The sequence below is a fragment of the Haloarcula terrestris genome (assembly GCF_031624315.1).
In the GTDB taxonomy this organism is placed as follows: Archaea; Halobacteriota; Halobacteria; order Halobacteriales; family Haloarculaceae; genus Haloarcula; species Haloarcula terrestris.
Window position 1 is genome coordinate 77,031 of sequence record NZ_JAMQOM010000002.1, and the last position, 24,118, is coordinate 101,148.

General features: G+C 64.4%; 22 protein-coding genes. 11 read left to right on the forward strand and 11 right to left on the reverse strand.

All coding sequences use genetic code 11. The features are described from left to right. Nucleotides 1–69 precede the first annotated feature (69 nt). On the forward strand, nt 70–1,368 hold the full coding sequence (locus NDI54_RS04245) for a DUF362 domain-containing protein (protein ID WP_310895233.1): 1,299 nt from the start codon (nt 70–72) through the stop codon (nt 1,366–1,368). A gap of 140 nt (nt 1,369–1,508) precedes the next feature. On the opposite strand, the gene NDI54_RS04250 is transcribed toward NDI54_RS04245, so the two are convergent. From NDI54_RS04250 to NDI54_RS04260, 3 genes are all read right to left on the reverse strand, one after another. After that, a complete protein-coding gene (locus NDI54_RS04250) occupies nt 1,509–1,910 on the reverse strand; it encodes a VOC family protein (protein ID WP_310895234.1) in 402 nt (133 codons plus the stop codon). A 427-nt stretch (nt 1,911–2,337) separates the two neighbouring features. Beyond that, nucleotides 2,338–3,189 (reverse strand): VOC family protein, encoded by an 852-nt coding sequence (locus NDI54_RS04255; protein WP_310895235.1) that lies wholly within the window; start codon nt 3,187–3,189, stop codon nt 2,338–2,340. 93 nt (nt 3,190–3,282) lie between these two features. Next, entirely contained in the window at nt 3,283–6,333 is a 3,051-nt protein-coding gene (locus NDI54_RS04260) for an FAD-binding and (Fe-S)-binding domain-containing protein (RefSeq protein ID WP_310895236.1), read from the reverse strand. A 102-nt stretch (nt 6,334–6,435) separates the two neighbouring features. Here NDI54_RS04260 and NDI54_RS04265 point away from each other — a divergent pair, with 102 nt between their 5' ends. Next, nucleotides 6,436–6,816 carry a VOC family protein gene (locus NDI54_RS04265; protein WP_310895237.1) on the forward strand — a complete coding sequence of 127 codons (381 nt, stop codon included), beginning with the start codon at nt 6,436–6,438 and terminating at the stop codon, nt 6,814–6,816. A gap of 43 nt (nt 6,817–6,859) precedes the next feature. Here NDI54_RS04265 and aceB read toward each other — a convergent pair whose 3' ends face one another. After that, nucleotides 6,860–8,167, reverse strand: a complete 1,308-nt coding sequence (aceB, locus tag NDI54_RS04270) for a malate synthase AceB (protein ID WP_310895238.1) — start codon at nt 8,165–8,167, stop codon at nt 6,860–6,862. A gap of 405 nt (nt 8,168–8,572) precedes the next feature. On the opposite strand from aceB, the gene NDI54_RS04275 reads away from it, so the two are divergent. From NDI54_RS04275 to NDI54_RS04295, 5 genes are all read left to right on the forward strand, one after another. Then, the gene (locus tag NDI54_RS04275; protein ID WP_310895239.1) at nt 8,573–9,337 is read left to right on the forward strand and encodes an IclR family transcriptional regulator; all 765 of its coding nucleotides are present in this window, start codon (nt 8,573–8,575) and stop codon (nt 9,335–9,337) included. Between the two features lie 388 nt (nt 9,338–9,725). Further along, nucleotides 9,726–10,145, forward strand: a complete 420-nt coding sequence (locus NDI54_RS04280; protein ID WP_310895240.1) for a hypothetical protein — start codon at nt 9,726–9,728, stop codon at nt 10,143–10,145. Nucleotides 10,146–10,243: 98 nt separating this feature from the next. Then, nucleotides 10,244–11,290 (forward strand): thiamine pyrophosphate-dependent dehydrogenase E1 component subunit alpha, encoded by a 1,047-nt coding sequence (locus NDI54_RS04285; protein ID WP_310895241.1) that lies wholly within the window; start codon nt 10,244–10,246, stop codon nt 11,288–11,290. After that, complete coding sequence (locus tag NDI54_RS04290) at nt 11,287–12,291, forward strand: alpha-ketoacid dehydrogenase subunit beta (protein ID WP_310895242.1); 1,005 nt, start codon at nt 11,287–11,289, stop codon at nt 12,289–12,291. The genes NDI54_RS04285 and NDI54_RS04290 overlap by 4 nt, the downstream gene beginning before the upstream one ends. A gap of 4 nt (nt 12,292–12,295) precedes the next feature. Next, nucleotides 12,296–13,315 (forward strand): NAD(+)/NADH kinase, encoded by a 1,020-nt coding sequence (locus NDI54_RS04295; RefSeq protein WP_310895243.1) that lies wholly within the window; start codon nt 12,296–12,298, stop codon nt 13,313–13,315. Between the two features lie 33 nt (nt 13,316–13,348). Here NDI54_RS04295 and NDI54_RS04300 read toward each other — a convergent pair whose 3' ends face one another. The 6 genes from NDI54_RS04300 to NDI54_RS04325 form a co-directional block, all read right to left on the reverse strand. After that, nucleotides 13,349–14,746 carry an E3 binding domain-containing protein gene (locus NDI54_RS04300; protein WP_310895244.1) on the reverse strand — a complete coding sequence of 466 codons (1,398 nt, stop codon included), beginning with the start codon at nt 14,744–14,746 and terminating at the stop codon, nt 13,349–13,351. Nucleotides 14,747–14,814: 68 nt separating this feature from the next. Continuing rightward, nucleotides 14,815–15,756 carry an alpha/beta hydrolase gene (locus tag NDI54_RS04305; protein ID WP_310895245.1) on the reverse strand — a complete coding sequence of 314 codons (942 nt, stop codon included), beginning with the start codon at nt 15,754–15,756 and terminating at the stop codon, nt 14,815–14,817. Between the two features lie 102 nt (nt 15,757–15,858). After that, on the reverse strand, nt 15,859–16,395 hold the full coding sequence (locus tag NDI54_RS04310; protein WP_310895246.1) for a cob(I)yrinic acid a,c-diamide adenosyltransferase: 537 nt from the start codon (nt 16,393–16,395) through the stop codon (nt 15,859–15,861). Between the two features lie 67 nt (nt 16,396–16,462). Continuing rightward, nucleotides 16,463–16,633 carry a hypothetical protein gene (locus tag NDI54_RS04315; RefSeq protein ID WP_310895247.1) on the reverse strand — a complete coding sequence of 57 codons (171 nt, stop codon included), beginning with the start codon at nt 16,631–16,633 and terminating at the stop codon, nt 16,463–16,465. 53 nt (nt 16,634–16,686) lie between these two features. Next, a complete protein-coding gene (locus NDI54_RS04320; RefSeq protein WP_310895248.1) occupies nt 16,687–17,058 on the reverse strand; it encodes a glycerol dehydratase reactivase beta/small subunit family protein in 372 nt (123 codons plus the stop codon). A 106-nt stretch (nt 17,059–17,164) separates the two neighbouring features. After that, nucleotides 17,165–19,060 (reverse strand): diol dehydratase reactivase subunit alpha, encoded by a 1,896-nt coding sequence (locus NDI54_RS04325; protein ID WP_310895249.1) that lies wholly within the window; start codon nt 19,058–19,060, stop codon nt 17,165–17,167. Nucleotides 19,061–19,283: 223 nt separating this feature from the next. Between NDI54_RS04325 and NDI54_RS04330 the strand changes: the two genes are divergently transcribed. Next, nucleotides 19,284–20,078: a CbiX/SirB N-terminal domain-containing protein gene (locus tag NDI54_RS04330; RefSeq protein ID WP_310895250.1), complete on the forward strand. Its 795-nt coding sequence runs from the start codon at nt 19,284–19,286 to the stop codon at nt 20,076–20,078. A 31-nt stretch (nt 20,079–20,109) separates the two neighbouring features. On the opposite strand, the gene NDI54_RS04335 is transcribed toward NDI54_RS04330, so the two are convergent. After that, the gene (locus tag NDI54_RS04335; RefSeq protein WP_310895251.1) at nt 20,110–20,946 is read right to left on the reverse strand and encodes a universal stress protein; all 837 of its coding nucleotides are present in this window, start codon (nt 20,944–20,946) and stop codon (nt 20,110–20,112) included. Nucleotides 20,947–21,172: 226 nt separating this feature from the next. Here NDI54_RS04335 and NDI54_RS04340 point away from each other — a divergent pair, with 226 nt between their 5' ends. The 3 genes from NDI54_RS04340 to NDI54_RS04350 all read left to right on the forward strand — a co-directional run bounded on the left by NDI54_RS04340 (nt 21,173) and on the right by NDI54_RS04350 (nt 24,118). Next, nucleotides 21,173–21,583: a GlcG/HbpS family heme-binding protein gene (locus NDI54_RS04340; RefSeq protein WP_310895252.1), complete on the forward strand. Its 411-nt coding sequence runs from the start codon at nt 21,173–21,175 to the stop codon at nt 21,581–21,583. 232 nt (nt 21,584–21,815) lie between these two features. Beyond that, nucleotides 21,816–23,543, forward strand: a complete 1,728-nt coding sequence (locus NDI54_RS04345; protein WP_310895253.1) for a propanediol/glycerol family dehydratase large subunit — start codon at nt 21,816–21,818, stop codon at nt 23,541–23,543. A 2-nt stretch (nt 23,544–23,545) separates the two neighbouring features. Continuing rightward, nucleotides 23,546–24,118, forward strand: coding sequence for a propanediol/glycerol family dehydratase medium subunit (locus NDI54_RS04350; protein WP_310895254.1), 573 nt, complete (start codon nt 23,546–23,548; stop codon nt 24,116–24,118).

The window sequence follows — 24,118 nt, forward strand, 5'->3', positions numbered from 1 at the left end:
GTATCGGTTCGACTGGCAACGCCACGACGCGACCCCGGTGTTTGTATGGCTCGACACCTATCCTCCGGTATGAACTTCCCCGACCGAGGCGACGTGGACCACCTCATCGACCCACAGCCGCTCCCGGGCTTCGCTCGCGTCCAGTACGAGCCGGAGACGACGGCTCTCGGGGAGCCGGCGGTCGCCGCACGGACCGAACTCGACCGGCTCGACTTCGAGGGGCTGGACCCCGGCGCGACCGTCGCCGTCGCCGTCGGCAGCCGCGGCATCCACCGCATCGACGACATCGCCGAAGCCGTCGTCGAGGCGATACGCGACCGGGGCTTCGAGCCGGTCGTCGTCCCAGCGATGGGGAGCCACGGCGGGGCGACACCGGCGGGTCAGCGCGAGGTTCTGGAGAGCCTGGGCATCACGGACTCCCGGCTCGGTGCCGACATCGACGCCCGGATGGACACCGACCAGGTCGGGGCCGTCACCGTCGGCGACACCGAACTACCGGTCCACGTCTCGACGGCGGCACGGGAGGCAGATGCCGTGGTCGTCGTCAACCGGGTGAAGCCCCACACCAACTACAGCGGGTCCATTGAGAGCGGGCTGACGAAGATGGCCGTCGTCGGTCTCGGCAAGCAACACGGTGCGAAGGCGTTCCACTCGACCGCGATCAAGGAGGGCTACGTCGAGACGCTCGAAGCGGCGCTCCCGGTCGTCGAGGACGCGCTGTCGCTGGTCGGCGGTATCGCGCTCGTCGAGAACTTCCACGAGGAGACGGCCCACGTCGAAGCGATTCCGGCGGGGTCGTTCACCGACCGCGAGCCCGCGCTGCTGGAGCGGGCCTACGACGAGATGGCGACCCTCCCGGTGGACGACATCGACCTGCTCGTCGTCGACGAACTCGGCAAGGACATCTCCGGCGCGGGGATGGACACCAACGTCATCGGCCGCTACCGCGTCCTCAACGCGCCGGACCCCGACGAGCCGACCATCAAACTGCTGTACGCCCGCGGGCTCACCGAGGCGACGACGGGCAACGGCAACGGGATCGGACTGGCGGACATCACCCGCCGGGCCGCCGTCGACCAGCTGCATCTGCAGAAGACCTACGCGAACGCGCTCACCAGCGGCTCGACGGCCAAAGCGAAGCTGCCGCTTGTCGCGCCGGACGACGAGTTCGCCATCCGGTCGGCGCTGTCTGCCCTCGGTGGCTACGACCCCGACACCGTCCGTATCGTCTGGATCCGGAACACGCAGGATCTGTCTTCGCTGCACGTCTCCGATGCGCTACTCGGAGACCTGCCGGCCGCCGCCGAAGTCATCGACCGCGAATCGCTCACGTTCCCCGACGGCACCGCGTCGTTCACTGCCGACTGAATGCGACCGACTGCGTTACTCGTCAGGTAGCTGGAACAATTTCTAACAACTGTACATCCGTTTCTTGAACCGGAATCACGGTTGGTCTGGTCGCCACAATGGCGGGCGAAGCGACGGCTCCCCTGTGCTGTGAGTGGATGCTATTCAGCGGTGAGTTCCGGGGACGCCACTTCCCAGAGGTGATCGTCAGGGTCGGCAAAGTATCCCGAATAGCCGCCCCAGAAGGCGTCCTGTGCCGGTTTGACGATCCGACCACCGGCAGCCGCTGCTTCCGCGAGCACCGCATCGACCGCACGCTCACTGGCAACGTTGTGTGCTAACGTCACTCCCGAAAACCCGCCTCCGTCGTCGGCAACGGTGGCGTCTTCGGCGAGTTTCTCCCTCGGATACACCGATAGCCACGTCCCGTCGAGCGTAAAAAAGGCGACGTCGCTGTCAGGCTCACGCTCTTGCATCGGGAAGTCGAGCCCGTCTCGGTAAAATCGAAGGGACTCGTCGATATCTTCGACACCAATCGTCACGAGCGTAATCTTTGGGTCCATGTCAAATCCTCACACTGTCAACTATTAACTCTGCCCCTTCTACTGACTAATTCGCTGGCAGATGCCGTCTCTCCCGATGCTACGGACAGTTTGTCAGCTCTGGTCGAGCGCATATCCGCCTCCTCGCGGTGGACGAGTAGACTGTCGCAACAGTCCGTGCAACTGACGCCGAGTCAGAAACTACTACTCGTGACACTAAATGGCCCCAGTATAGGAATATTAGGTCTATCATAGTTCTAATACTGCAAAACAGATCGATATAACGATATCTAATATTTAAATTGGGGAATTAGGATACAGAGACTCGTCTTATAATACAAAAATGGCCACATATCTTGGTGTTTTCCCATCCGAGACAGCCACACGGGTAGCGACCTGTGAATATCCGTCCCAGAACGCTGTCCTGTGGTAACGAGGCCCGAGTGAATCAGAGCGCGTCGACATCGTCGGCGTCCGCGTGTGCGAGGGAAACGGACGTGGCGGGTGGCTGACTCGGGAGCGCGGTCGTGAGTTCGACCCGGTGACCGGCGGGGTCCCTGACGTACACCTCGGCGCGCCTGCCGCGCACTCCCGTTGTCACGTCGACAGTCACCTCGAAGCCGGCCGACCGGGCCCGTTCGGTGAGCCGCGCGACGTGATCGACACTGGCGACGCGCAGGGCCACGTGGTGCAACCGCGCCGACGGTGCCAACGGCTCCATCACCAGCGCCACGTCGTGTGTCCCGTCTCCCCGGCGGGCGAACGCCCGCCCCCAGATACCGGGACCGGCCATCGAAACGTCGGACAGCTCGAATCCGAGTTCGTCCCGCAGGAACTCGGCGTCGGCTCTCACGTCTGCTGACGCCAGAGTGACGTGATCGAGTCCGCGTGGGGCATGCGAGGCCGCCGATGGAACCGACGCCGCCCCCCGCGTTTGGCCGGGGTCGCGGCCACGGACCGCAATCGACAGGCCGCCGGGCAGCGTGATCTCCAGTGTCCGCTCGCTGCCGCTGTCAGTCTCGTTTCGGACTCTGAAGTCCGTACCGCGTCCGACGAGTCGGGCGTTGATGTCCCGGACCGCCGTCTCGCTGACGCCGACAGCGATCCGGTCGAGTCCGCGTTGCCCCTCTCGGAGTACGAGCGTCGACCGCTCGCCCCGCTGAGCCGACGCCGCGAGCCGGCTAACCCCTGTCGACCGGGACCGCTCGGCGAACCCCAGCGTCTCCGTGTAGAACCGCGCCGCCCGCTCTACGTCCGGCACGCGGAGGTGCGCGCAGTCGACGCCCCCCTTCCCTGTCATGGTCGAACGGACGGAGAGATTATATATAATATTTTTCATAATAATTTGATAGGAATTCGGAACCCCCGTCCGAAGGCGTCGTCGCCGCGCCGGTCACATCGACCGTGAGGCCGTCGTCGCGCCCGACACTCGCTCGGAGACGATCTCGATGGGATGGGGCGGTATCTCGTCGACGCCGTCGCGGTCACCCAACTGCGAGCGGCAGGACCCGCCCGGTGCGACGACGCGGTCGCCGTCGCTCTCGTCGACTTTGTCGAACAGCAGCCGACCGATGGTTTTCGAGAGGTCGTAGTGCTCGTCGTGGTAGCCGAAGCTTCCGGCCATGCCACAGCACGTCGAATCGAGCGGGTCCACCTCGTAGCCGACGCGGCGCATGACGCCGACGGCGTGGTGGTCCTTGTTGGTGCCCTTCTGGTTGCAGTGGCCGTGGTAGCTGACCGCGCCAGCGGCCCCGAGCGACCGGTCCTCGACCGGTAGCGCGTCGTCGAGCCGGAAGGTATCGAGATATTCCAGCACGCCGTAGGCGCTCTCGGCCACCTGCGAGACCGCAGGGCCGTCGAGCAAGTCGCGGTACTCGTCCTGGAACATCACCGCGTCGGAGGGCTCGACGAACACGATGTCCCAGCCCCCGGCGACGCGGTCCGACAGCCGGTTCGCGTTCGCTTCGGCGCGCTCACGAGCCAGGTCCAGCATCCCGCTTGAGTACGCCGCCCGTCCGGACGGCGCGGTGTCGTCCGGGATGGCGACGTGGACGCCCGCGGCTTCGAGGGTCTCGACGGTGGCCTTGCCGGCGGCCGGGTACGAGTAGTTCGTGTACGTGTCGGGGAACAGCAGGACCTTGCGGTCGGCCTCAGCTTGGGAAACGGTCGATCCTCCGCGCCCGTCGAACCAGTCTTGCAGCGTTTCCCGGCGGAAGGTGGGGAGTTCGCGCTCGGGCGCGATGCCGAACAGTTTCTGCATGACGGCGCGTGCGCCCGGGATGTCCGTCGCCCAGTTCGAGACCGGTGCCAGCGCCGAGCCGATTTTCGAGGCGGTGTCGATGTTGGCGAACAGGCGCTCCCGAAGGCTGACCCCCTCCGCCTCGTGGTGCTGGTGTTTCAGTTCGGTCTTGAGTTTCGCCATGTCGACGCCAGTCGGGCAGTCGCTCTTGCAGCCCTTGCAGCCGACACAGAGATCGAGCACTTCCTCCTGGAAGCGCTCGGAGTGGATCTCATCCTCGTCCAAGTCGCCGCTGATGGCCGACCGGAGGAGGTTCGCCCGGCCCCGCGTGGTCTGGACCTCCTCGTTCGAGGCGCGGTAGGTCGGACACATCACGTCCCCGTCGGTCTGGCGGCAGGTGCCACAGCCGTTGCACAGTTCGACGAGGTGGGAGAAGCCGCCCTCGTCCTCGAAGTCCAGCGTCGTCTGGGGTTCCAGAGACTGGTACTCGGGACCGTACCGGAGGTTCTCGCGCATGTCCGCGCCGACGCCCCGCTCGGCGTCGGGACCGATATCTACTGGACCATCGCGGTAAACGACGTTGCCGGGGTGCATCCACCACTGCGGATCGAAGGCCGTCTTGACTTCCTTGAACGCGTCCCAGAGCGTCTCGCCGTACATCTTGGGGTTGAATTCTGTGCGAGCCATCCCGTCGCCGTGCTCGCCGGAAAAGGACCCGTTGTGTTCCAGCACGAGGTCGGTCACGTCGTCGGCGATGGAGTGCATGTCCTCGATGCCGGACATCTCTTTCAGATTGAGGATGGGACGGATATGGAGCGTCCCGGACCCGGCGTGGGCGAAGTACGCGGCCGACGTGTCGTGGTCGGCCAGTATCTCCTCGAACTTCTCGACGTACTCGGCCAGTTCTGCCGGCGGGACCGTCGCGTCCTCGATGAACGGGTACGGCTTGGGGTCGCCGTCCATCGACATCAGGAGCGGGATTGCGGCCTTCCGGAGCTTCCAGAGGTCGGCCTGGTCCGCCTCGGTGTAGGCCTCGACCACGTCGAAGGCTTCGCCTTCGTCCACGAACCGCTCGGTGGTTCGCGCGATGGCCGCCTCGAAGTCGTCGTGCAGTTCCGAGTCGTATTCGAGCATCAGCGCGGCCGCCGCGCGGTCGGGAATCGGATCGACGTACTCGGCGTAGCCGTCGGAGCCGGCTGCGAGCCTGAACACTTCGTCGTCCATCAGCTCGACCGCGCTGACATCGTAGTCGAGCGCGACCGGGACGGCTTTCATCGCGTCCGCGAGCGTGTCGAAGCAGTACAGCGCCAGCGCGGTTTCCTCGGGGACCGTCACGAGCGAGAGTTCCGCTTCGACGATGACCCCGAGCGTCCCCTCGCTGCCGACGAACAGCTTCGCGAGGTTCAGCACGCGCTCGCCGTCGTCGTTCTCGTAGACGACGCGGTCGAGGTTGTAGCCCGACACCCGCCGTTTGAGATCCGGATAGCGGCTCTCGATTTCGTCGGCGTTTGCCTCGACGATTTCGCGGACCGTCCGATAGATGTCGGCCTCGCGGTCGTCCTTGCTCACGATGTCGTCCCACTCCGGCGAGTCGATGACGACTTCGCGGGCGTGGATGAGCGAACCGTCCGAGAGAACGGCTTTCACCGCATCGGTGTAGGCGTCGGTGATGCCGTACCTGACCGAGTGTGCGCCGGTGGAGTTGTTCCCGATGCCGCCGCCGACCGAGGCGCGGTTCGACGACGCCGGGTCCGGCGCGAACTTCAGGCCGTACTCCGCTAGCGCCTCGTCCAGGTCGTCCTGCACCACGCCGGGCTGGATGTGCGCCGTCTGCTCGTCCGGCCGAACGTCGAGAATGCCGTCCATGTGCCGGGACATGTCCAGGACGACACAGCCCGGGCCGACGGCCTGGCCCGCGAGCGAGGACCCGGTCCCGCGGGGCATGATCGGAACGCCGTGGTCCGTCGCCACCTCGACGGCCGCTTGCACGTCGTCGATATCGGTCGGATACACGACCCCGGCCGGTTCAGCGCGGTAGATGCTCCCGTCCGTTGCGTACAGAATCCGGGCGTATTCGTCGAACTCGACCCCACCCGAGACCCGTGCACGAAGCGCTTCCGCTAGGTCCCGATACGCGTCGACATCCGGTCGGTCCAGGTCCAGTTCCTGTGCTGACCAGGTGTCCTCGACATTGTCAATCGCCATACAGACATTCAGGGACAATAATCATTAAAATCTATGGCATGCGGTCACGGTTTTCCCGACTGAGCCCACCAGCTATTTGCCCCGGGGCGTCGGACGCGGTGTATGGGCAGTGCAAGCGTACTCCACATGTGTCTGAACGTCGCCGACGCGGCGGAATCGATCGCGTTCTACGAACAGTTCGGCTTCGAGGAGTCCTGGCAGTTCACCACGCCGGACGGCGAGACGACCAACTACTACGTGGCCGACGACAGCGGCGTCGAACTGCAACTCTCCGAGACCGAGGGCGAGACGAGTTTCGAGATGGGCAGTGGCTGGGACCACCTCGCGCTCGGCGTGGACAACGTCGACGCGACAGTCGAGGATATCGACCACTACGGGGTGGTCAAGGAGCCCGGACCACAGCCCGAGGCCGGCGCGTACACGGCCTTCGTGGCGGACCCCGACGGGCACCACGTCGAACTCATCGAACCGCTAGAAGACTGAACCGCACCGGCGGCGTTTCGAATGACGAAACGGACCGGTCTCGTCAGTTCCCGACAGCCGTCGCGCGCTCGACAACGTCAGCGCCGTACATCTCCTCCAGTTCCTCGTGCTGGTCAGGCCGGTGCTTGTACACGTCCTGGAACAGCGTGATGGGGGTCTGGGCCGCCTGGTAGGTCGCCTCGTCCCACATCCGGTCCTTGCTGACCTCGACCTCGACGCCGTCGATGACCAGCGTCGCGGCCTGGGTCATGGCGATAGCGCCCTTGCCGGCCTCTTTGGCGGCCTCGAACTCCTCCATGGAGTCGACGATATCGTTCATGCTGGGGATGTACGCAGTCCTGTCGAGCAGTTCCTCGGTGAGTTCATCCTCGTCCAGTTCCAGTCGCTCACCGCCCGCCTGCAGGACGTAGCCGCCGTCGCCGTCCGGCTCCAGCGAGAGCTCGTCGCCGTCATACACCTGCTTGCCGTCCTGTGCTTCGAGTTCGACTTCCTGGCCGCCGGCTTCCAGCAGCCAGCTCCCGGTCTTGGGCGGCAGCGGGGCCGTGTTCGCCTCGACGACCTGGCCCGGCGTCAGCGACCAGATGCCGGTCATTCCCTTCGCGCGGTTGTCCTTCATTCTCTCGCGGTACCCTTCCACGTCGCGGATGTCGTCGTAGGGGCCGTCGACGGCGATGAGGCCCGCGGCGCTGGCCCCGCGTGAGGTGTTGTGGCGCAGTTCCGGCCACGGCGGGAGTTCGCCGGTGGGCGTCATCGCGCGCATGTCCTTCGTGTAGTCGACCTCTCCGTCGACGAGCAGGAACATGCGTTCGAGGTTGTTCGAGGGCTTGCCCATCTCCTCGCGGAGGTCGCCCATCGCCAGTTCGGCCTCGCCGCTCTCGACGATGACTGACATGGAGAGACTCCCCTCTTCGAGCCCGTGTTCGTGCTCGATGATGGTGAAGAACTCGTCGGCCTTCTTCCAGTCGTCGATATCGCCGACCTCCGGAATGACGAAGCCGTCGATGTGGTCGACCGCCCCGTTTTCGGGGTCTGTTATCTCCAGCATCTGCTGGAAGCCCTGGTAGCGGGTCGACGGCGACTCGCGGTGCCAGACGACGCGCGGGTGTATCTCGCCCGGGAACTCAGCGCCCTGGTTGGCGACGACTTCGATGATATTCTCGACGCCCTCCTCGCGCATGTTCGGGGCCGTCGCGTCCTCGTTGTCCGGGACCCAGACATCCGGGGCCTGCAGGCCGCGGAGGCCGCCCGCGCTTCGTAGCATCTTCGCGGAGTCGTCCTCCCCGTCCACGGCTGTCGGAGAGGTAAAGAACGTTCTGACGAACTCGCGGTCGTAGTGTCGCGTCACACTCATAACTCACCTCAGAAATCCTAACGGAACCGCTTAAATCTACCGTCGACTGCGGGCCAAACTGCCAGTGAGTGCCCCCTTCCACGGCCTCTCATCAAATTCGAAAATGCGAAATATATCGGAATATTGACTTTCACCGTCAGAAATTCGCGGCTGACGGCTCCTCTCAGTTGTCGGCGGCACGTGACCGGTACCTTGGCACTGTTCAGTCGGCGTGTCTTGGCGACTCCGATTCCCGTTGTTGCCCAACCAAGTCGGGCTTTCCGTTTCGTATTTTCGAACGGCCACAACAGGCCGCGGTGCGGCGGACACCACTCTGTTAGCGTGTTCTGCCCCGCTCGCTCCCGCAGCGCATCTGTCACAGTCGATACGGCAATTTTATTCGAGCGGCAGCAGAACTGGTGACTCATGACACGGGCAAAAACGGACTCGGTCCGGGCGACACAGACCTCGCTATCGGTCCTCTCGGAAATCAAAGCACTCGGTGGGAGCGCTACGCTGGTCGAACTGGCCGACTCGCTGGAGCCGGCGAAAAGCACGATATACAAACACCTGGTGACGCTGGAAGACGAGGGGCTGGTGGTGGAACGAGACGGCGAGTACCGCATCGGACTCCGGTGGCTGGAGTTCGGCGGGGTCGCCCAGCGCTACGACGGCATCTACGAGGTGGCAAAGCCCGAGGTCAGGCGGATGGCTGTCGAGACCGGCGAGCTGGCGAACCTGATGATCGAAGAGCAGGGCTACGGCATCTACATCCACACGACTAGCGGCGATCAGGCGGTCGCACTGGATACGCGACTCGGGAAGCGCATCCACCTCCACAAGACCGCTATCGGCAAAGCGCTCCTGTCGAGTTTCGACGACGCCCGGGTCGATGAAATCATCGAGACCCGCGGGCTTCCAGCCGAGACGGAGAACACTATCACCGACCGCGACTCGCTGTTCGCGGAACTGGAGACGATCCGGGAGCGCGGCGTCGCCGACGACACCGAGGAGCGGGTCGACGGAACCGGCTGTGTCGGGGTTCCCATCGACACCGGCGACCGCCGCGAGGCCGCCATCAGCATTACGGCACCCATCAACCGACTGCAATCGCCGGGGCGCAAAGCACACCTCATCGACACAGTCCAGCAGGCCGCCAACGTCATCGAAGTCAATCTGGCCCACGAGTGAGGAAACCGTTCGTTTTATGCACAGACTGAGCGATAGCAGCCACGGACCGCTGTCCGGATTCGACAGAATCTAATAGCAGTACAGTTGTTATTTCACGACCGAATACCCGCCACCTGTGGTGATATTCACTGGCACATTTGGCCGGCTGACCGTTTTTTCAGCGTCGCATCTCATCACATAGAACTGGTATCGGTTGCCAAATAATACATTATCGTTGATTAATGAATCTGGGTTGGTAGATATCAATGGTAACTAGAGGCGTCTCGCCTCGATATATTTCTCGAAGGGGAGGAAGTGTCACTATATAAAACAATGCTGCGCCGAAAGCCAGTTCGCGTCGGACCGTCTCGACAGTGTCCTTTTCAGTGCACCGATCCAACGGGATCTTGTGACCCAATCGGAGTCGACCATTCGAACGCGACTCCTCGAAGCCCACCCTGATACTCTCCAGTCGGTAATCGACGCCGGTTGCTCGGTCGCCACCGCCTGGCCTGCCGAAACAGTACAGGAACCCGGTGCAGTGACGGATCCGCTGGAGCACCTCCTTCGAAAGCGAGGACTGGCTGAAGACCTTCTCGGGATGCTGCAGTCGGGGACGGCCGCAATCGGCGAGACGGTGCAGGGCAGACTGATCCCGGCCCCGCCGTACCTCGTCGTCACGAGCCGCGGCCCGATCTGCCGCGGGACGATGAGCGACGGCCGGCGACTGGTCGTCCTGCTTGAACTGTTCGCTGTCCAGCGCAAACCGGTGCGATATAGGTTTCGCAACCCGACACCCACTGAACTGCTCTCGGTCTCCATCCGATAGCTACGGATATCCACCCTCGAAGGTATATTATACGAACATATCAATGGAGAATAACCGATACTACTAATATTGTGTTAAGTGTCATCAATTAACGTAGTATGGCAGACTATACACTAGCCACGGACGACGGACGGCTCGAAGCCCTGCGTCGGATGCTCCTGATACGGGAGTTCGACACGACAGCAGGCGAGTACTTCGCAGACGGGGAAATACCGGGGTTCGTCCACCTGTACATCGGTGAGGAGGCGGTCGGTGTCGGTGCCTGTTCGGCGCTCGAGCCGGACGACTACATCGCCAGCACGCACCGGGGCCACGGCCACTGCATCGCGAAGGGGCTCGACCCGAAGCTGATGATGGCCGAACTGTTCGGCAAACAGGACGGCTACTGCAACGGCAAGGGCGGCTCGATGCACATCGCCGACGTGGATTCGGGGATGCTCGGCGCGAACGGCATCGTCGGTGCCGGTCCGCCCATGGCGACCGGTGCGGCGCTCACCATCGACTACAAGGATCTGGACAAGATCGCCCTGGGCTTCCTCGGCGACGGGGCCGTCGCACAGGGACAGGTCCACGAGACGATAAATATGGCCTCGACGTGGGACCTCCCGGCCATCTTCCTGGTCGAGAACAACCAGTACGGCGAGGGCACGCCGGTCGAGCAACAGCACAACGTCGAGCACCTCAGCGATACGGCTCAGGCCTACGACATCCCCGGCGTCACCGTCGACGGCATGGACGTTACCGCCGTCGCCGAGGCCGTTGAAGAAGCCCGGAAACGCGCCCGAGCGGGCGACGGGCCGACGTTTATCGAGGCCGAGACGTATCGCTATCGCGGCCACTACGAGGGCGACGAACAGCCCTACCGCACGAAAGAGGAAATCGAGCAGTGGAAGGAGCGCGACGCCATTGAGTCGTTCAAACAGCGGCTCATCGACCGCGGCGAACTCACCGAATCCGAGTTCGAGGAGCTCCAGTCCGAGGTCGAGGCAACCATCGCCGACGCCGTCGACTACGCGCAGGACGCGGACATGCCCGACCCAGGCGAGGCATACGAGGACATGTTCGGCGAACAAGTCCCCGAAATCGAGCAGTTCGCGGCCCGGCCACGTGCCGACGGGGGCACGCGTGGAGGTGACACACGATGACTGCACAGGCGCAACTCGATCCGGAACAGACCGAGACGATGACCGTTCGGGAGGCCATCAGGCAGGCTCTCCGGGAGGAGATGGAACGGGACGAGGACGTGTACATCATGGGCGAAGACGTGGGCCTGTTCGGTGGCGTTCTGGAAGTGACCGGCGACCTCTTCGAGGAGTTCGGCGAGGAGCGCGTCCGGGACACGCCAATCGCCGAGGCCGGATTCATGGGCGCTGCCACGGGCGCGGCGGCGACCGGCACACGACCGGTCGTCGAACTCATGTTCAGCGACTTCATGGGCGTCTCGATGGAGCAGATCATGAACCAGATGGCGAAGATGCGCTACATGTTCGGCGGGAAGACGGAGATGCCCGTCACCGTCCGGACGACCGAAGGCGGCGGCATGGGAGCCGCCAGCCAGCACTCCGGGACGGTCCACGCCTGGATCGCGCACTTCCCGGGCCTGAAGGCGGTCGCACCCGGAACGGCGGCCAGCGCGAAGGGCCTTACCAAGGCCGCCATCCGCTCTGACGACCCTGTGTTCGTCTTCGAGAACAAGATGATCTACGAGCAGCAGGGCGCGGTCCCGACCGACGAGGACTTCACGGTCCCCATCGGCGAGGCGAGCGTCGAACAGGAGGGCGACGACGTGACCGTCGTGGCGACCCAGCGCCTCGTCGGCGAGTCCCTGGACGTGGCCGAGGGCATGACCGGCGACATCGATGTCGAGGTCATCGACGCTCGGTCGCTGTACCCGCTCGATACAGACACCATCGTCGAGAGCGTTGAGAAGACGGGTCGCCTCGTCGTCGCCGACGAGAGCCCGCTCTCCTACGGCATCCACGCCGAAGTCGCGGCCAGAGTGCAGGAAGAGGCGTTCTTCAGCCTCGATGCGCCGATACAGCGGGTCGGCACGCCGGACACGCACATGCCGTTCAGCCCGCCGCTCGAACAGGAGGTCCTGCCCGACGGGGACGAGGTCCAGAACGCCATCGAGCGGATCACCTGAACACGTGGCCCGCGTAGGCCTGGTCGTCAATCCGGCCGCCGGCCGCGACATCCGCCGTCTCACCGGCGGCGCGAGCGTCGTCGACAACTACGCCAAGCGCCGGGTCGCCGAGTGCGTCTTGGCGGGGTTGACCATCGTTCCCGACCCCCCGAGCGTAGCAGTCATGCCGGACAACGCCGGTATCGCGGCCCACGCGGTTTCGGAGGCCCCCGACGGCGTCGCTATCGAACAGGTGGACATGCCGGTCGAAAAGTCGGCGGCGGACACGCGGCGCGCGGCTGCCCACTTCCGCGAGCACGCCGACGCGGTCGTCGTCCTGGGCGGTGACGGGACGACCCGGGACGCGGCGATGGAACTCGGCGACGTGCCGCTCGTCTCCGTCTCGACCGGGACGAACAACGTGGTGCCGACGCCCGTCGACGGGACGACCGCCGGCGCGGCCGCGGCCGTCGTCGCGAACGATGCCGTCGACGCCGACTCCGTCACCTTCCGCCACGGGAAAATCGGGGTCGTGGCCGACGATGTCAACGGTACCAAGCGACTCACCGGGCTGGCCGCGGTCGAAATCACGGACCGCCCGTTCGTGGGGACCCGCGCCGTCATCGACCCCTCGGAACTGCTGGGCGGCGTCGTCTCGCGGGCCCATCCGTCCGAAATCGGCCTCAGTTGCGTCGCCGGCTGTCTGGAGCCGCTGGCCCCCGACGAGCCGGGCGGTGCGGCGCTCCGTCTGGGCGACCCCCGGGATGCGTCTCGAACGGTCCGGGCGATTCTCGCCCCGGGGATGACGACGGAAGTCGGCGTCGTCGGCCACGACCGACTGGGCTGGGACGATCCGGCGACGTTCACCGTCACGGACGGCGTCGTCGGCGCGGACGGCGAGCGCGAACTCGAACTGGTGGACGCCAGGGTAGAGATACGGCCCGTCGCTGACGGGCCGCGACTGGTGGATGTCGACGCCGCGCTGGGTGCCGCGGCTGACGCGGGCGTCCTCGTCCGAGACAGCGTCCCGGCCGAAGAATCCTGAGCTGTCGGCGAGAGGGGTCCGTTCGGTCTGCCCTCACTCCCGCCCGCGATACGAGCCGAGCACGAGTTCCGGCGCTCGCTGCGCGCGCTCGAAGAACCCGTCGAGGAACGCCTGCGCCTCTCCTGCACCCACCGCCCGCGTGTCGTAGGTGAGGGTGGCCGTCACGAGCGGGTGGATGGTGACGCCGTTCTCGCTCGGAACAGCCCGTTCGCCGGTCGGGTCGATTTCCAGCGCCGCGACGGCCGGCGGATTGATGAGCCGACCGCTGCCGTCGGTCTCGGCGGCGTTCGTGAGGGTGAAGGTGGCCTGATGGGACGGCTCGCTATCGCCGTCGACCGACTGGCGTCTGTCGACGATCTCGGTGAGGGACTTGTTCGCCGCGTCGGGAACGACGCCCGCGACCGAGCCGTTGATATCGGCGACGAGGGCGATGTGCTGTGGCTCCGTGATCTGGTGGGTGGACTCGGTGAATGTGCCGTTCATCATAGGGTGGTCGGTGAGCGTCGCCGAGGCGAGAACGAGCATCACGTCGGTCATCGTCACGCGCTGCTCGAAGGCCGTCCGGACCGCCTCCATCGTCTCGAACAGCGCGTCGCCGACCGCCGGGTCCGCGGTGGCCGTGACACGGTCGTACCGGTCCTGCTCCGGCCGTTCAGACGAGAGCCACTCCACGCCGCCCCGCTGTCGCTCGGCCGTCTCGACCGGTGGCTCCGCCTCTGCGGCGGCCTCGACATCGTCTTCGGTAATCGCACCCTCGAACCCGGTCCCGTCGACGATGGTCAGGTCGACGCCCAGTTCCTCGGCCCGCTTCTGTGCACGCGGGGACGCCTTCACTTCATCGGTGGCGCTTTCACCCGCTGGGTCACTCTCGGCCGCCTCGGCGGCGGTTTCGACATCATCTTCCGTGATTGCGCCGTCGAAACCGGTTCCCTGGACGGTCGTCAGATCTACGTTCAGTTCCTCGGCCCGCTTCTGGGCGCGCGGGGAGGCTTTCACGTCGTCGCTCCCTCCGCCAGCGTCGCCCGTCTGGCCGCCGCCGTCACCGCCACCCTCCGCGGCTTCAGCGGTCGCGGCGACCGCTTCCGACGCCTCGGCCGGTTCTGCTTCGGCTGTTTCGGCCTCGGCCGTTGCCGTCTCGGCCTCGCCTTCCAGTTCGGCCTCGACTTCCGCCTCCAGATCGGCGATGTCGGCGTCCGGCGCTGCGAAGATCCCAATCGGCGTTCCCGGCGGTACGGTGTCCCCTTCCTCGGCGTAGACCCGTCGAACCGTCCCGTCCTCGCGGGCCTCGACTTCGCCGATGCTCTTTTCGGACTCGACCTCGGCGATCATCTCGCCTTCCGAGACCGCGTCGCCTCGCTCGACGGTCCATTCGAGCACCGTTCCCTGTTCCATCTCCAGCCCGAGCTTCGGCATCTTGACAATGTATGACACGGTACGCTGTCTATCGCCACGCGGTTACTAAAAAATATGTGGCGGGACCGGCCGGCACCGCGATGGCGTCACCCCAGCTCCGACCGAACGGCGTCGCCGATGTCGTCGATGGCCTCCCGCGCACGGTCGAGTTCCGGGTCGGCGAGCATCGTCAGGAACCCGTGAATCATGTCGTCGTACTGGACGAGGCGGGTTGGGACGCCCGCGGCGTCGAGGCGGTCCGCGAGCGCGCGACCGTCGTCGCGGAGCGGGTCGAACCCGCAGGTGAGCAGGAACGTGGGCGGTAGCCCGTCCAGCCGTTCTGCCTGGAGGGGAGCGGCATACGGGTGATTGCCGTCCAGTTCGCTCCGGACGTACCCGTTCCAGAACCGCTCCATGTCCTTCCGCGTCAGGAAATATCCCTGTGCGTTCTCCTCGTAGGAGTCCGTCTCGAACGCGAACTCGGCGGGCGGATAGGCCAGTACCTGATAGTCGATAGCCGGGCCGTCCCGGTCACGGGCGAGCAGACTCACCCCGAGCGCGAGTGTCGCCCCGGCGCTGTCCCCAGCAACGGCCAGTGCGCCGGGCGTCGCACCGATTTCTGCGGCGTTGGCCGCGAGCCACTGCGTCGCCGCGTAGCAGTCCTCCAGACCGTCGGGGAAGCGGTGTTCCGGTGCCAGTCGGTAGTCCACGGCGACGACGACACAGTCGGTCGCGTTGGTGAGGGCGCGACACAGCGCGTCGTGGGTTTCGAGGCCGCCGAGCATCCAGCCGCCGCCGTGGAAGAACGCAAGGGCCGGCCGCGGCCCGTCGGCCGTCGGCCGGTAGACCCGAACCGGAATGTCCCCGTCCGGGCCGGGCACGGTCCTGTCGGTGACCGACCTGACCGACTCCGGCGGCTCGTCGGGCACGCTCAGGTCGCGGTAGGTCTCACGGGCCTCAGCTAGCGACAACCGATACAGCGGCGGCAGTCCCTGCTCCGAGAGCCCGTGGAGGTACTCCTGAACTTGCGGATTGAGTGTCGATGCCATCGGTCCGGTCCATGCTATCACGGCACGAACGTATAGTTCTACCTCCGGACGGGCCGCGCACTCGCGTCTCTGCCACAGGCGTCCGAAGTGACGATTCGCCGGTCAGTACGTCGGATGTCCCTCGCTGACCCCCTCGCGTTCATTGACCAACCGGCCCAGCGTAAACAGCAGGTCCGAGAGCCGGTTTAGATAGGTGACTGCCTGGGCGTTCACCCCTTCGTTTTCGGACTGGAACGCGACCGCTCGCCGCTCGGCCCGCCGACAGACCGAGCGGGCGTGATGGAGCGCTGCCCCGGCGTCGCTCCCGCCGGGGAGGATGAACGATTCGAGCGGGTCCAACTCCGCAGAGGCCTCGTCGATCCACGTCTCCAGTTGGTCGACGTGTCGCTCCGTGATGACGGGGTCGTCGGCGTCGGGGTCGGGGTTGGCGAAGTCGGCCTGGACGATATGGAGGTGGTTTTGCACCGCTGCCAGGTTCTCGTCGATGTCCGCATAGCCCGTCGGCCGGATCATCCCGATGAGCGAGTTCAGTTCATCCACGTTGCCGTAGGCCTCGATGCGGGGACTCCCCTTTGAGACTCGGGTCAGGTCCCGCAGGTCGGTCTGTCCCTCGTCGCCGCGTCCGGTGTAGATTTTCATACTCAGTTTCGGTGTGGTCGCTGATACTGCGCGCACTGTGCCGTTAGTCACTCTCTACTCGTCGCTCTCACTCCTCGACGAACTCGCCGATTCGGTTCTCCGTCCCGCAATGGGGACAGGTCCAGTCCCTGTCTGTCAGGCCTGCCTTGGTGATGTCACTCAGCCCCCAGTAACCGTCACACGCGCCGCAGTTCACGTGTGCTAACGTCTCGATGTAGGCCGTGTGTTCCGGTACCATACACGCTCCCGATTGAGACCCCCCGATAAAAATACTGTCTCTGTGCCGACCGGTCAGGCGACCGTTTTGAGCGGCGTCCCCTTCGCGAGCCGGGCGGCGTTCGAGCCGAGTTTCCGGGCGGTCTCGGTCGTCACGCTGGAGACATCGAAAACCGGGTCGTCGTTGGGCAGCTGCTTGTGGTGGACGACGACCCGCTGGTCCGGCGTCACGCTCACGCCGATCTTCAGCGGCGAACTGACCGAGGCGTCGTAGGCTACTGGGACCCCGTCCCCGTCGAAGCCCGATCGGACCGCCCACGAGACGCCCTCCTCTTCGAGGCCGTATTCGATATACTCCACTGGGTCCGGTAGCGTCTCGCCGATGCACCACACGAACACGCGCGGGATCTGGTCGTTCTGGTCGACTGGACCGCGGCAGCCACTCATACGCTGCTGTTGTGCGCTCACGAATATAAAATCAGGTGGCGAGATCTTGCGACTTCGAACGCCGCCCCATTGCAGTTCGTGGCGGTGTATCGGTCACGTCGCGGTGTCAGACCGTGGACCGTTCCAGCGACGTCGAGAGCCCGGACGGAATCTCCAGGTCGAGATAGCTGCCGCCGTCGACGTGTGAGAGCACGAGCCCCGTCGCGACGGCGTTCCGAGGCCCCATCTCGCCGCGGACGTTCGCCCGGCCACAGACGATGCCGTACTCGGCCATCGCGTCGGAGATCATCTCCGGTATCTCGAAATCGAGCGCGGAACGGCCGGTCATGACGACGAACGGCAGCCGCCGGATGCTCTCCGTCGGCGTGATGATGTTGAGCGCGCGCTTGGCGTTTTCGACGAAGACGTTCCGCTTGGCCCGCCGGCGGACGCGGCGTATCTCCTCGGGCGATTTATCCACCGGCACTGGCCGCATGTTTCCGCCGTCTTCGAGGACGACTGTCCGGCCGTAGAGGCTCGGGTCGACGGGGTCGTCGAAGAAGTCGACCGTCCCGTCTTCCTCGCGGATGCTGTAGAGGGACTGGACCTTCGCTGAGGGGTACTTCTTGATCGCCTCCGCCAGATCGCGGTCGTCTAGCCCGAGTTCGGAGTCGATGAGCATCGTGACCAAGTCGCCGGCTCCCGAGAGGTGAATCGAGTCGATCTCCTTGTCCTCGTCCATGTACGCCGCGTCGGTCGACCCGCCACCCATGTCGAGGATCGCGAGCGGGTGGTCCGTCCCCGGCGTCGTGAGCGAGCCCAGCACCGCCATGTTCGCCTCGACGCCCTGGATGATGACCTCCGCGCCGATCTCGTCCTCGATGCCGTCTGCGATCTGTTGCATCGGGAGCTGTTGGGTCTTCACCATCGCGGCCAGGGCGACTGCGCTCTCCATGCTGTGTTCGTCGGCCACACCGCCTTCCACTTTCTGGGGGATGAGCGTGTCGACCGCCATGATGTCTCGGATTTCGATGGAATCGACCGGCTGGCCGGTGACTTCGGCCATTTGGCTCCGCGCTCGGTTCAGCATGCCGCCGATGTTCGACCCGCTCTCGCCCTGCACGTCCGAGACCGGCCAGCTGTCCATCACCGCGTCCATGATGACGTCCGCCCCTTCATCGACCGGTACTTCGGTCGTGTTCCCGCGCTCGTCGATGATGCGGAGCTCGCCGGCGGGAATGGTCCGCTCCTCGACATCGCCCGCCGGCGTCTTGATGACCACCGCAGATTTGTTTCCCACGAGTGCGCGAGCGACGGGGATGATCTTCTGTGTCTCCTCCGAGGAGAGGTCGAACACGGTCGCGATGCCGTAGGGATTCGACAGCTCGTCGATAGTCTGTCCGGTCGCCTCGGGCGCGACCTCCACGGCTGTCGGCTGGCCGCGCGGGATCTTCTCTAAGTCCGACACCTCGTCGATGATCGGGATCTCGATGTCGATTCTGTTGTGGATGAGGACGGCGTCGTCCCGTTGGACGATGGCCCCGACGATCTCGTACCCTTCTGCCGTCCATTTGTTGATGATTTCGGCGGCGACGGCGAAATCGACCGTTTCGGGAACCAGAAAGACGACGGAATCGTCGGGGTCGTGGTCGTCCATCGCCGCCGTTATTTCGATGGCCGTCCCCTTCCCGAGGCCGACACCACCCGGTGTCGACGGGTCATGGCCGATCATCGTCGATTCCGTGATGACCGTCTCGGTGATCGTCTCCATCGCCACGTCGCCGATGACAGGTGCGGCTTCGTTGAGAAGCACCGTATCGATATCACCCACGTCGATACCTGCGTCGTTGGCTGCCCGTGAGAGTGCGCTCACGACGCCCGGGACGTTCTTTTTCGTCCCTTTCAGTCCGGTCGTCCTGTAGAGGGCACTGGCACAGAACTCCGGGCGATGCCCGTCCCGCTGGCGCAACAGCGCGACCTCCGTACTGGAATTACCGATATCGACACCTGCGAGATACGCCATACCCCTGCTATCAAGGGCAATATAAAATAACTTTCCCCAGAACTGACAGCTACTGGTCATGCAGTGTGTGGGCCGGTCGCCCGCGTCGATTCGGCACTTCGGTCGGGATTCGCTGACGAGGCAATCGGGTCGGTTACCGAAACCTATTTGACATTTGCTCACTCAACACAAGAAAACAAACGAGCTTGTAGTAACACAAAAGAAGTTACAAAACGACCAGACCATGCCAACCGGAACACTGCTCCTCATCGGACGACAGACGGCAGAATCGCTACAGCCGATTCAAACGCACGCGGCGCGTCTCCGTGACCGGAACGTCGCTGACACGGTTCGAGTGGAAACGTACGACGAGACGTGGGATGAATCCGTCGGAGGCAACGCACCCGAAGACGGGGACGAACTGGTGCTGGCAGTGCCACTCACAATCGCGTACACGAACGAGACGCGACACGTGATTCCATCGATCGCTCGACGGTGGGGCGAGACGGTCTCGCTCTGTACCCCCATCGGTCACAGTCCCGCGCTCACCGAAATCATCGCGGAGCGCGCCGACGAGCGTGTCGCCCGCCCCGAGGAGACGTCGCTGCTCCTCGTCGGCCTCGGCAGCGGGTCGCTGTCAGACCAGCGGCGGACAGTCGAGTACCACGAACGGCGTCTGCGGGACCGGACGGCCTACGACGAGGTGCGGTCGTGTTACGTGCTTCAGGACCCGGTCGTGGAGTGTGCACGGTACAACGTCTCGAACGAGGCAGTCGTCGCGGTGCCGATGTTCGTCGCGCCGTCGCCTGTCACGAAGACGACTATCCCGGAGAAACTCGATATCGACCGCAGTGGCATCGACTACGCCGACCCGATCGGCACACACGAACGGCTCACCGACGCGATTCAGGCCGACGTAGCGAGACACAGCGCCCTCGACCAATCGGCGGACGACGGCGGCGGCTCAGACCGCGTCAGCTGCCCCCCTGCGGTTCGGGCTCGCCCGGTCGTGACTGACGGCCAGGGACCCTCGGAGTGAGCGTTGGCACCGTCCTACGATGAGTGACTGATTACGGGACGACGAGTGCCGGCACGTCGATTGTTCGGCGAATACGACCGGCGCCGGTCGTACGAAGTCGCCCGACCAGTGGAGGTGCCCCGTCGTGGCCGACGACCAGGGCGTCGACGCCGGCGTCGGCGACGTACTCACTGACCACCTCGGCCGGCCGACCGGACGCGGTGCGCGTTTCGAAGGTCAGTTCGCTGTCCAGGTCGACCGCGTCTTCGACTGCAGACCGTAGTTCCCGTTCCTTGTGCTCGATGAACTCCTCGGTGACGCCGCCGGCGTTGAACGGTCCTGCCGCCCGCTGCAGGTCGATGACGGTGACGACGTTGACTGTCATGCCGTGCGTCCCGGCGACCTCCACGGCGTGTTCGGTCGCTGCTTCGCTCGGAACCCCCGCAAGATTGGGTACGACCAGCTGGCCGCACTGGAACTGTCTCGCGCCGTCGGGAACCGCGAGAACTGGGATGTCGCCCGCCTGCACCACGCTGTCGACGAGACTGTCGAACGCCCCATCGTTCGTCTGTGATCCGATGACGATGAGGTCGATGGCCTGCTCGGTCGCGTAGCGCTGGACCTGCTCCGGGATGGGTCCTTCAATGGTGTGCGTTTCGCTGTCGACTGCCGTTTCCGCGACTAACTCTTTGACTTCTGGTGGAACCGCCTGCTCGGTCGTGACGGCCGGCGAGTCCGACCCGAGCGAGAGGCGGGACGACTGCGTTTCGACGACGCGCAGATGGTGGACGGCGGCATCCAGCTGCTCGGCAAGGGCGATGCCGAACTCGGCGTCCTCCACTGCGGTCGCTTCATCCCTGATCAGAACGAGTACCCGGTTGTATGTCACCGTGTGACAATAACATGCCGTTCTATATACCGTTGGCGGGACACACGCTTCCGGCGGGATGGACGACCTGTCGTGAGTGTGCTTTCCCGGTCACTCAGTCGGCACTGAGCGGGTGAGGATGGGACTCTTTCGGACTGTGACGGAAAAATTGCGTTCGAAGGTAGAAATGTTATCGAGAAGCATAGTTTTATTTTCTGTCACGACGACTGTGCGGACGGATTGCACGATGACAGCGGTAACACTCGACGTCGCAAAGACGATTATCGCAGCAGCAGAGGAGAAAGCCCAGGAGATAGACGTCCCCATGTGCATCGCGGTGATGGACGAGGGGGCGAACCTCGTCGGGTTCCACCGGATGGACGGGGCGCTCCTGGCGAGTATCGACATCGCACAGAACAAGGCCTACTCGTCGGTCTCGTTGAAACTGGACACGGAGATGATTCACGAGGCGTCACAGCCCGGCGAGTCGCTGTACGGGCTTGGAACCACAAATGACGGGCGCATCGTCACCTTCGGGGGTGGCTTCCCGCTGGAGAACGCTGACGGGACCGTCGTCGGCGGTGTCGGCGTCTCCGGCGGCAGCGCCGAAGAGGATATGGAGGTCGCACAGGCCGGTGTCGACGCCTTCGAAGGCTAACGCCGGACGCGGGCCGTCGACTCCCGGCTATACATAAGAATTCGGACATTACGGCGCCCACACCGGCAGTTCATTAGCGTCCCGACACGGTAGTTATTTTTTACTGGTACTTACCGAAAGCTCTGGCCCGAACCTGCAATTCAACTATAATTGAACTACTTATGTTTTCTTTATATTCCTGGATAATAAAAACGCAAAATTATATAACCTGACTCTCCAATGAGATATATGTATGACAGACGATGACAAGCCTGTAGCCGATGGCTCAGGAGAACTCGATGAGACAGCACCGAAGCGGTCGAAACGCTTCGAGGCGCTGGACGAACGGGCTGTCACGGAGGACGGATTCGTAAATGAGTGGCCGGAGGTCGGCTTCGTCGCGATGGAGAGTCCGAACGACCCCGACCCAAGCGTCACTGTCGAGGACGGCGAGATCGTCGAGATGGACGGGAAAGACCGCACAGAGTTCGACTTCATCGACCGATTTATCGCCGATTACGCCATCAACGTCGAGAAGGCCGAGGAGGCGATGGCGACCGACTCCGAACAGGTCGCACGCGACCTCGTCGACATCAACGTGCCACGCGAGGACATCGTCGAACTGACGACTGCGATGACGCCCGCGAAGCTGTCGGAGGTCGTCAATCAGCTCGACACCGCCGAGATTATCATGGCGATGAAGAAGATGCGGACGCGCCGGACGCCGGGGAACCAGTGTCACGTCACCAGCGTCGAGGACAACGTGGCACAGATCGCCGCAGACGCCGCTGAGGCCGCGCTCAGAGGGTTCTACGAAATCGAGAACACTGTCGGGGTCGCTCGAATGGCCCCGCTGACCGCCCTCGCCCAACAGATCGGGGCCCAGTGCGGCCGCGGCGGCGTCATCACGCAGTGTGCCGTCGAGGAGGCGACCGAACTCGAACTCGGCATGCGCGGGATGACCGGCTACGCCGAGACCGTCTCCGTCTACGGCACCGAAGACGTGTTCAAGGACGGCGACGACACGCCGTGGTCCAAGGCGTTCCTCGCCTCCGGGTACGCCTCCCGCGGCCTGAAGATGCGGTACACGTCGGGCGCCGGGTCGGAACTCAACATGGGCCAGGCGGAAGGGAAGTCGATGCTGTATCTGGAGAGCCGCTGTATCCTCGTCACGAAAGGCTGTGGCGTCCAGGGCCTCCAGAACGGCGGCATCAGCTGTATCGCCATTCCCACGTCTGTCCCGGCCGGCGTCAAGGAGGTTGCCGCCGAGAACCTCATCACGATGCTGGCCGACCTCGAAGTCGCCTCCGGAAACGACCAGACGTTCACCCACTCGGACAAGCGCCGCACAGCCCGAATGATGCCCCAGTTCCTCGCGGGAACGGACTTCATCTTCTCCGGGTACAGTGCCGTCCCGAACTACGACAACATGTTCGCCGGGTCGACGTTCGACTCCTACGACTTCGACGAGTACAACATCATGCAGCGGGACCTGCAGGTCGAAGGCGGCACGAAACCTGTCGACGAGGACACGGTCCTCGAGTACCGCGAGCGGGCCGCCAAAGCCATCCAGTCCGTCTTCGAGGAACTTGGGTTCCCGCCGATCTCCGATGAGGAGGTTGAGGCCGCCGTCTACGCCAACGGCAGCAAGGACATGCCCGAGCGCAGCACGGCCGAAGACATCAAGGCCGCCGAGGAGATGATGGAGGAGGACCTCACCGGCGCCGAGGTCGTGAAAATCCTGGCCGACAACGGCTTCGAGGACATCGCCGAGAACCTGTTGGGCATCCTCAAGGGCCGGGTCGCCGGCGACTACATCCAGACCTCGGGCATCTTCGAGGGCGACGGCGACTTCGACGTCGTCAGTGCCGTCAACGACCCTAATGACTACGAAGGCCCCGGGACAGGTCACCGCCTCGACGGCGAAGAGTGGGAAGAGAAGAAAGAGGTCCGCTTCGCGGTCGATCCGGAGGACATCTGAATATGGCCCAAGCACAACAGCAGTCGCGGACGCTGGTCCTGACCGAGAAGGGTGTCGCCGAAGAGGGAACCGACACCGACGAGGTCGTCATCTCGATCAGTGCGGGGTTCAACGAGATGAAAGACGAGACGCTCGCGGGCGTCAAACTCGCCGAGGTCCTCCGCGAGATGATGGCCGGTATCGAGGAGGAAGGGCTTACGGCCCGCGTCGTTCGTTTCACCGACAACCTCGACCTCGGTGTCATCGGGCTCAGGGGCGCGAACCTCTGTGGCTCGGGCATCTCTATCGGTATTCAGACCCGCGGGACGACGCTCATCCACCAGGAGGATCTCGTCCCGCTCAGCAACCTGGAGCTGTTCCCCCAGGCCCCGCTGATCGACCTCGAGACCTACCGCGCAATCGGCAAGAACGCGGCGCTGTACGCCAAAGGCGAGACGCCCGAACCGGTCCCGGTCGGGAACGACCCGATGGCTCGCCCGAAGTACCAGGCGCTCGCGGCGCTGTGGCACATCAAGGAGATGCAGTATAAGGACGAAGACAAGGAGCCCATGGAAATCGAGGTATCCTTCGAGTAA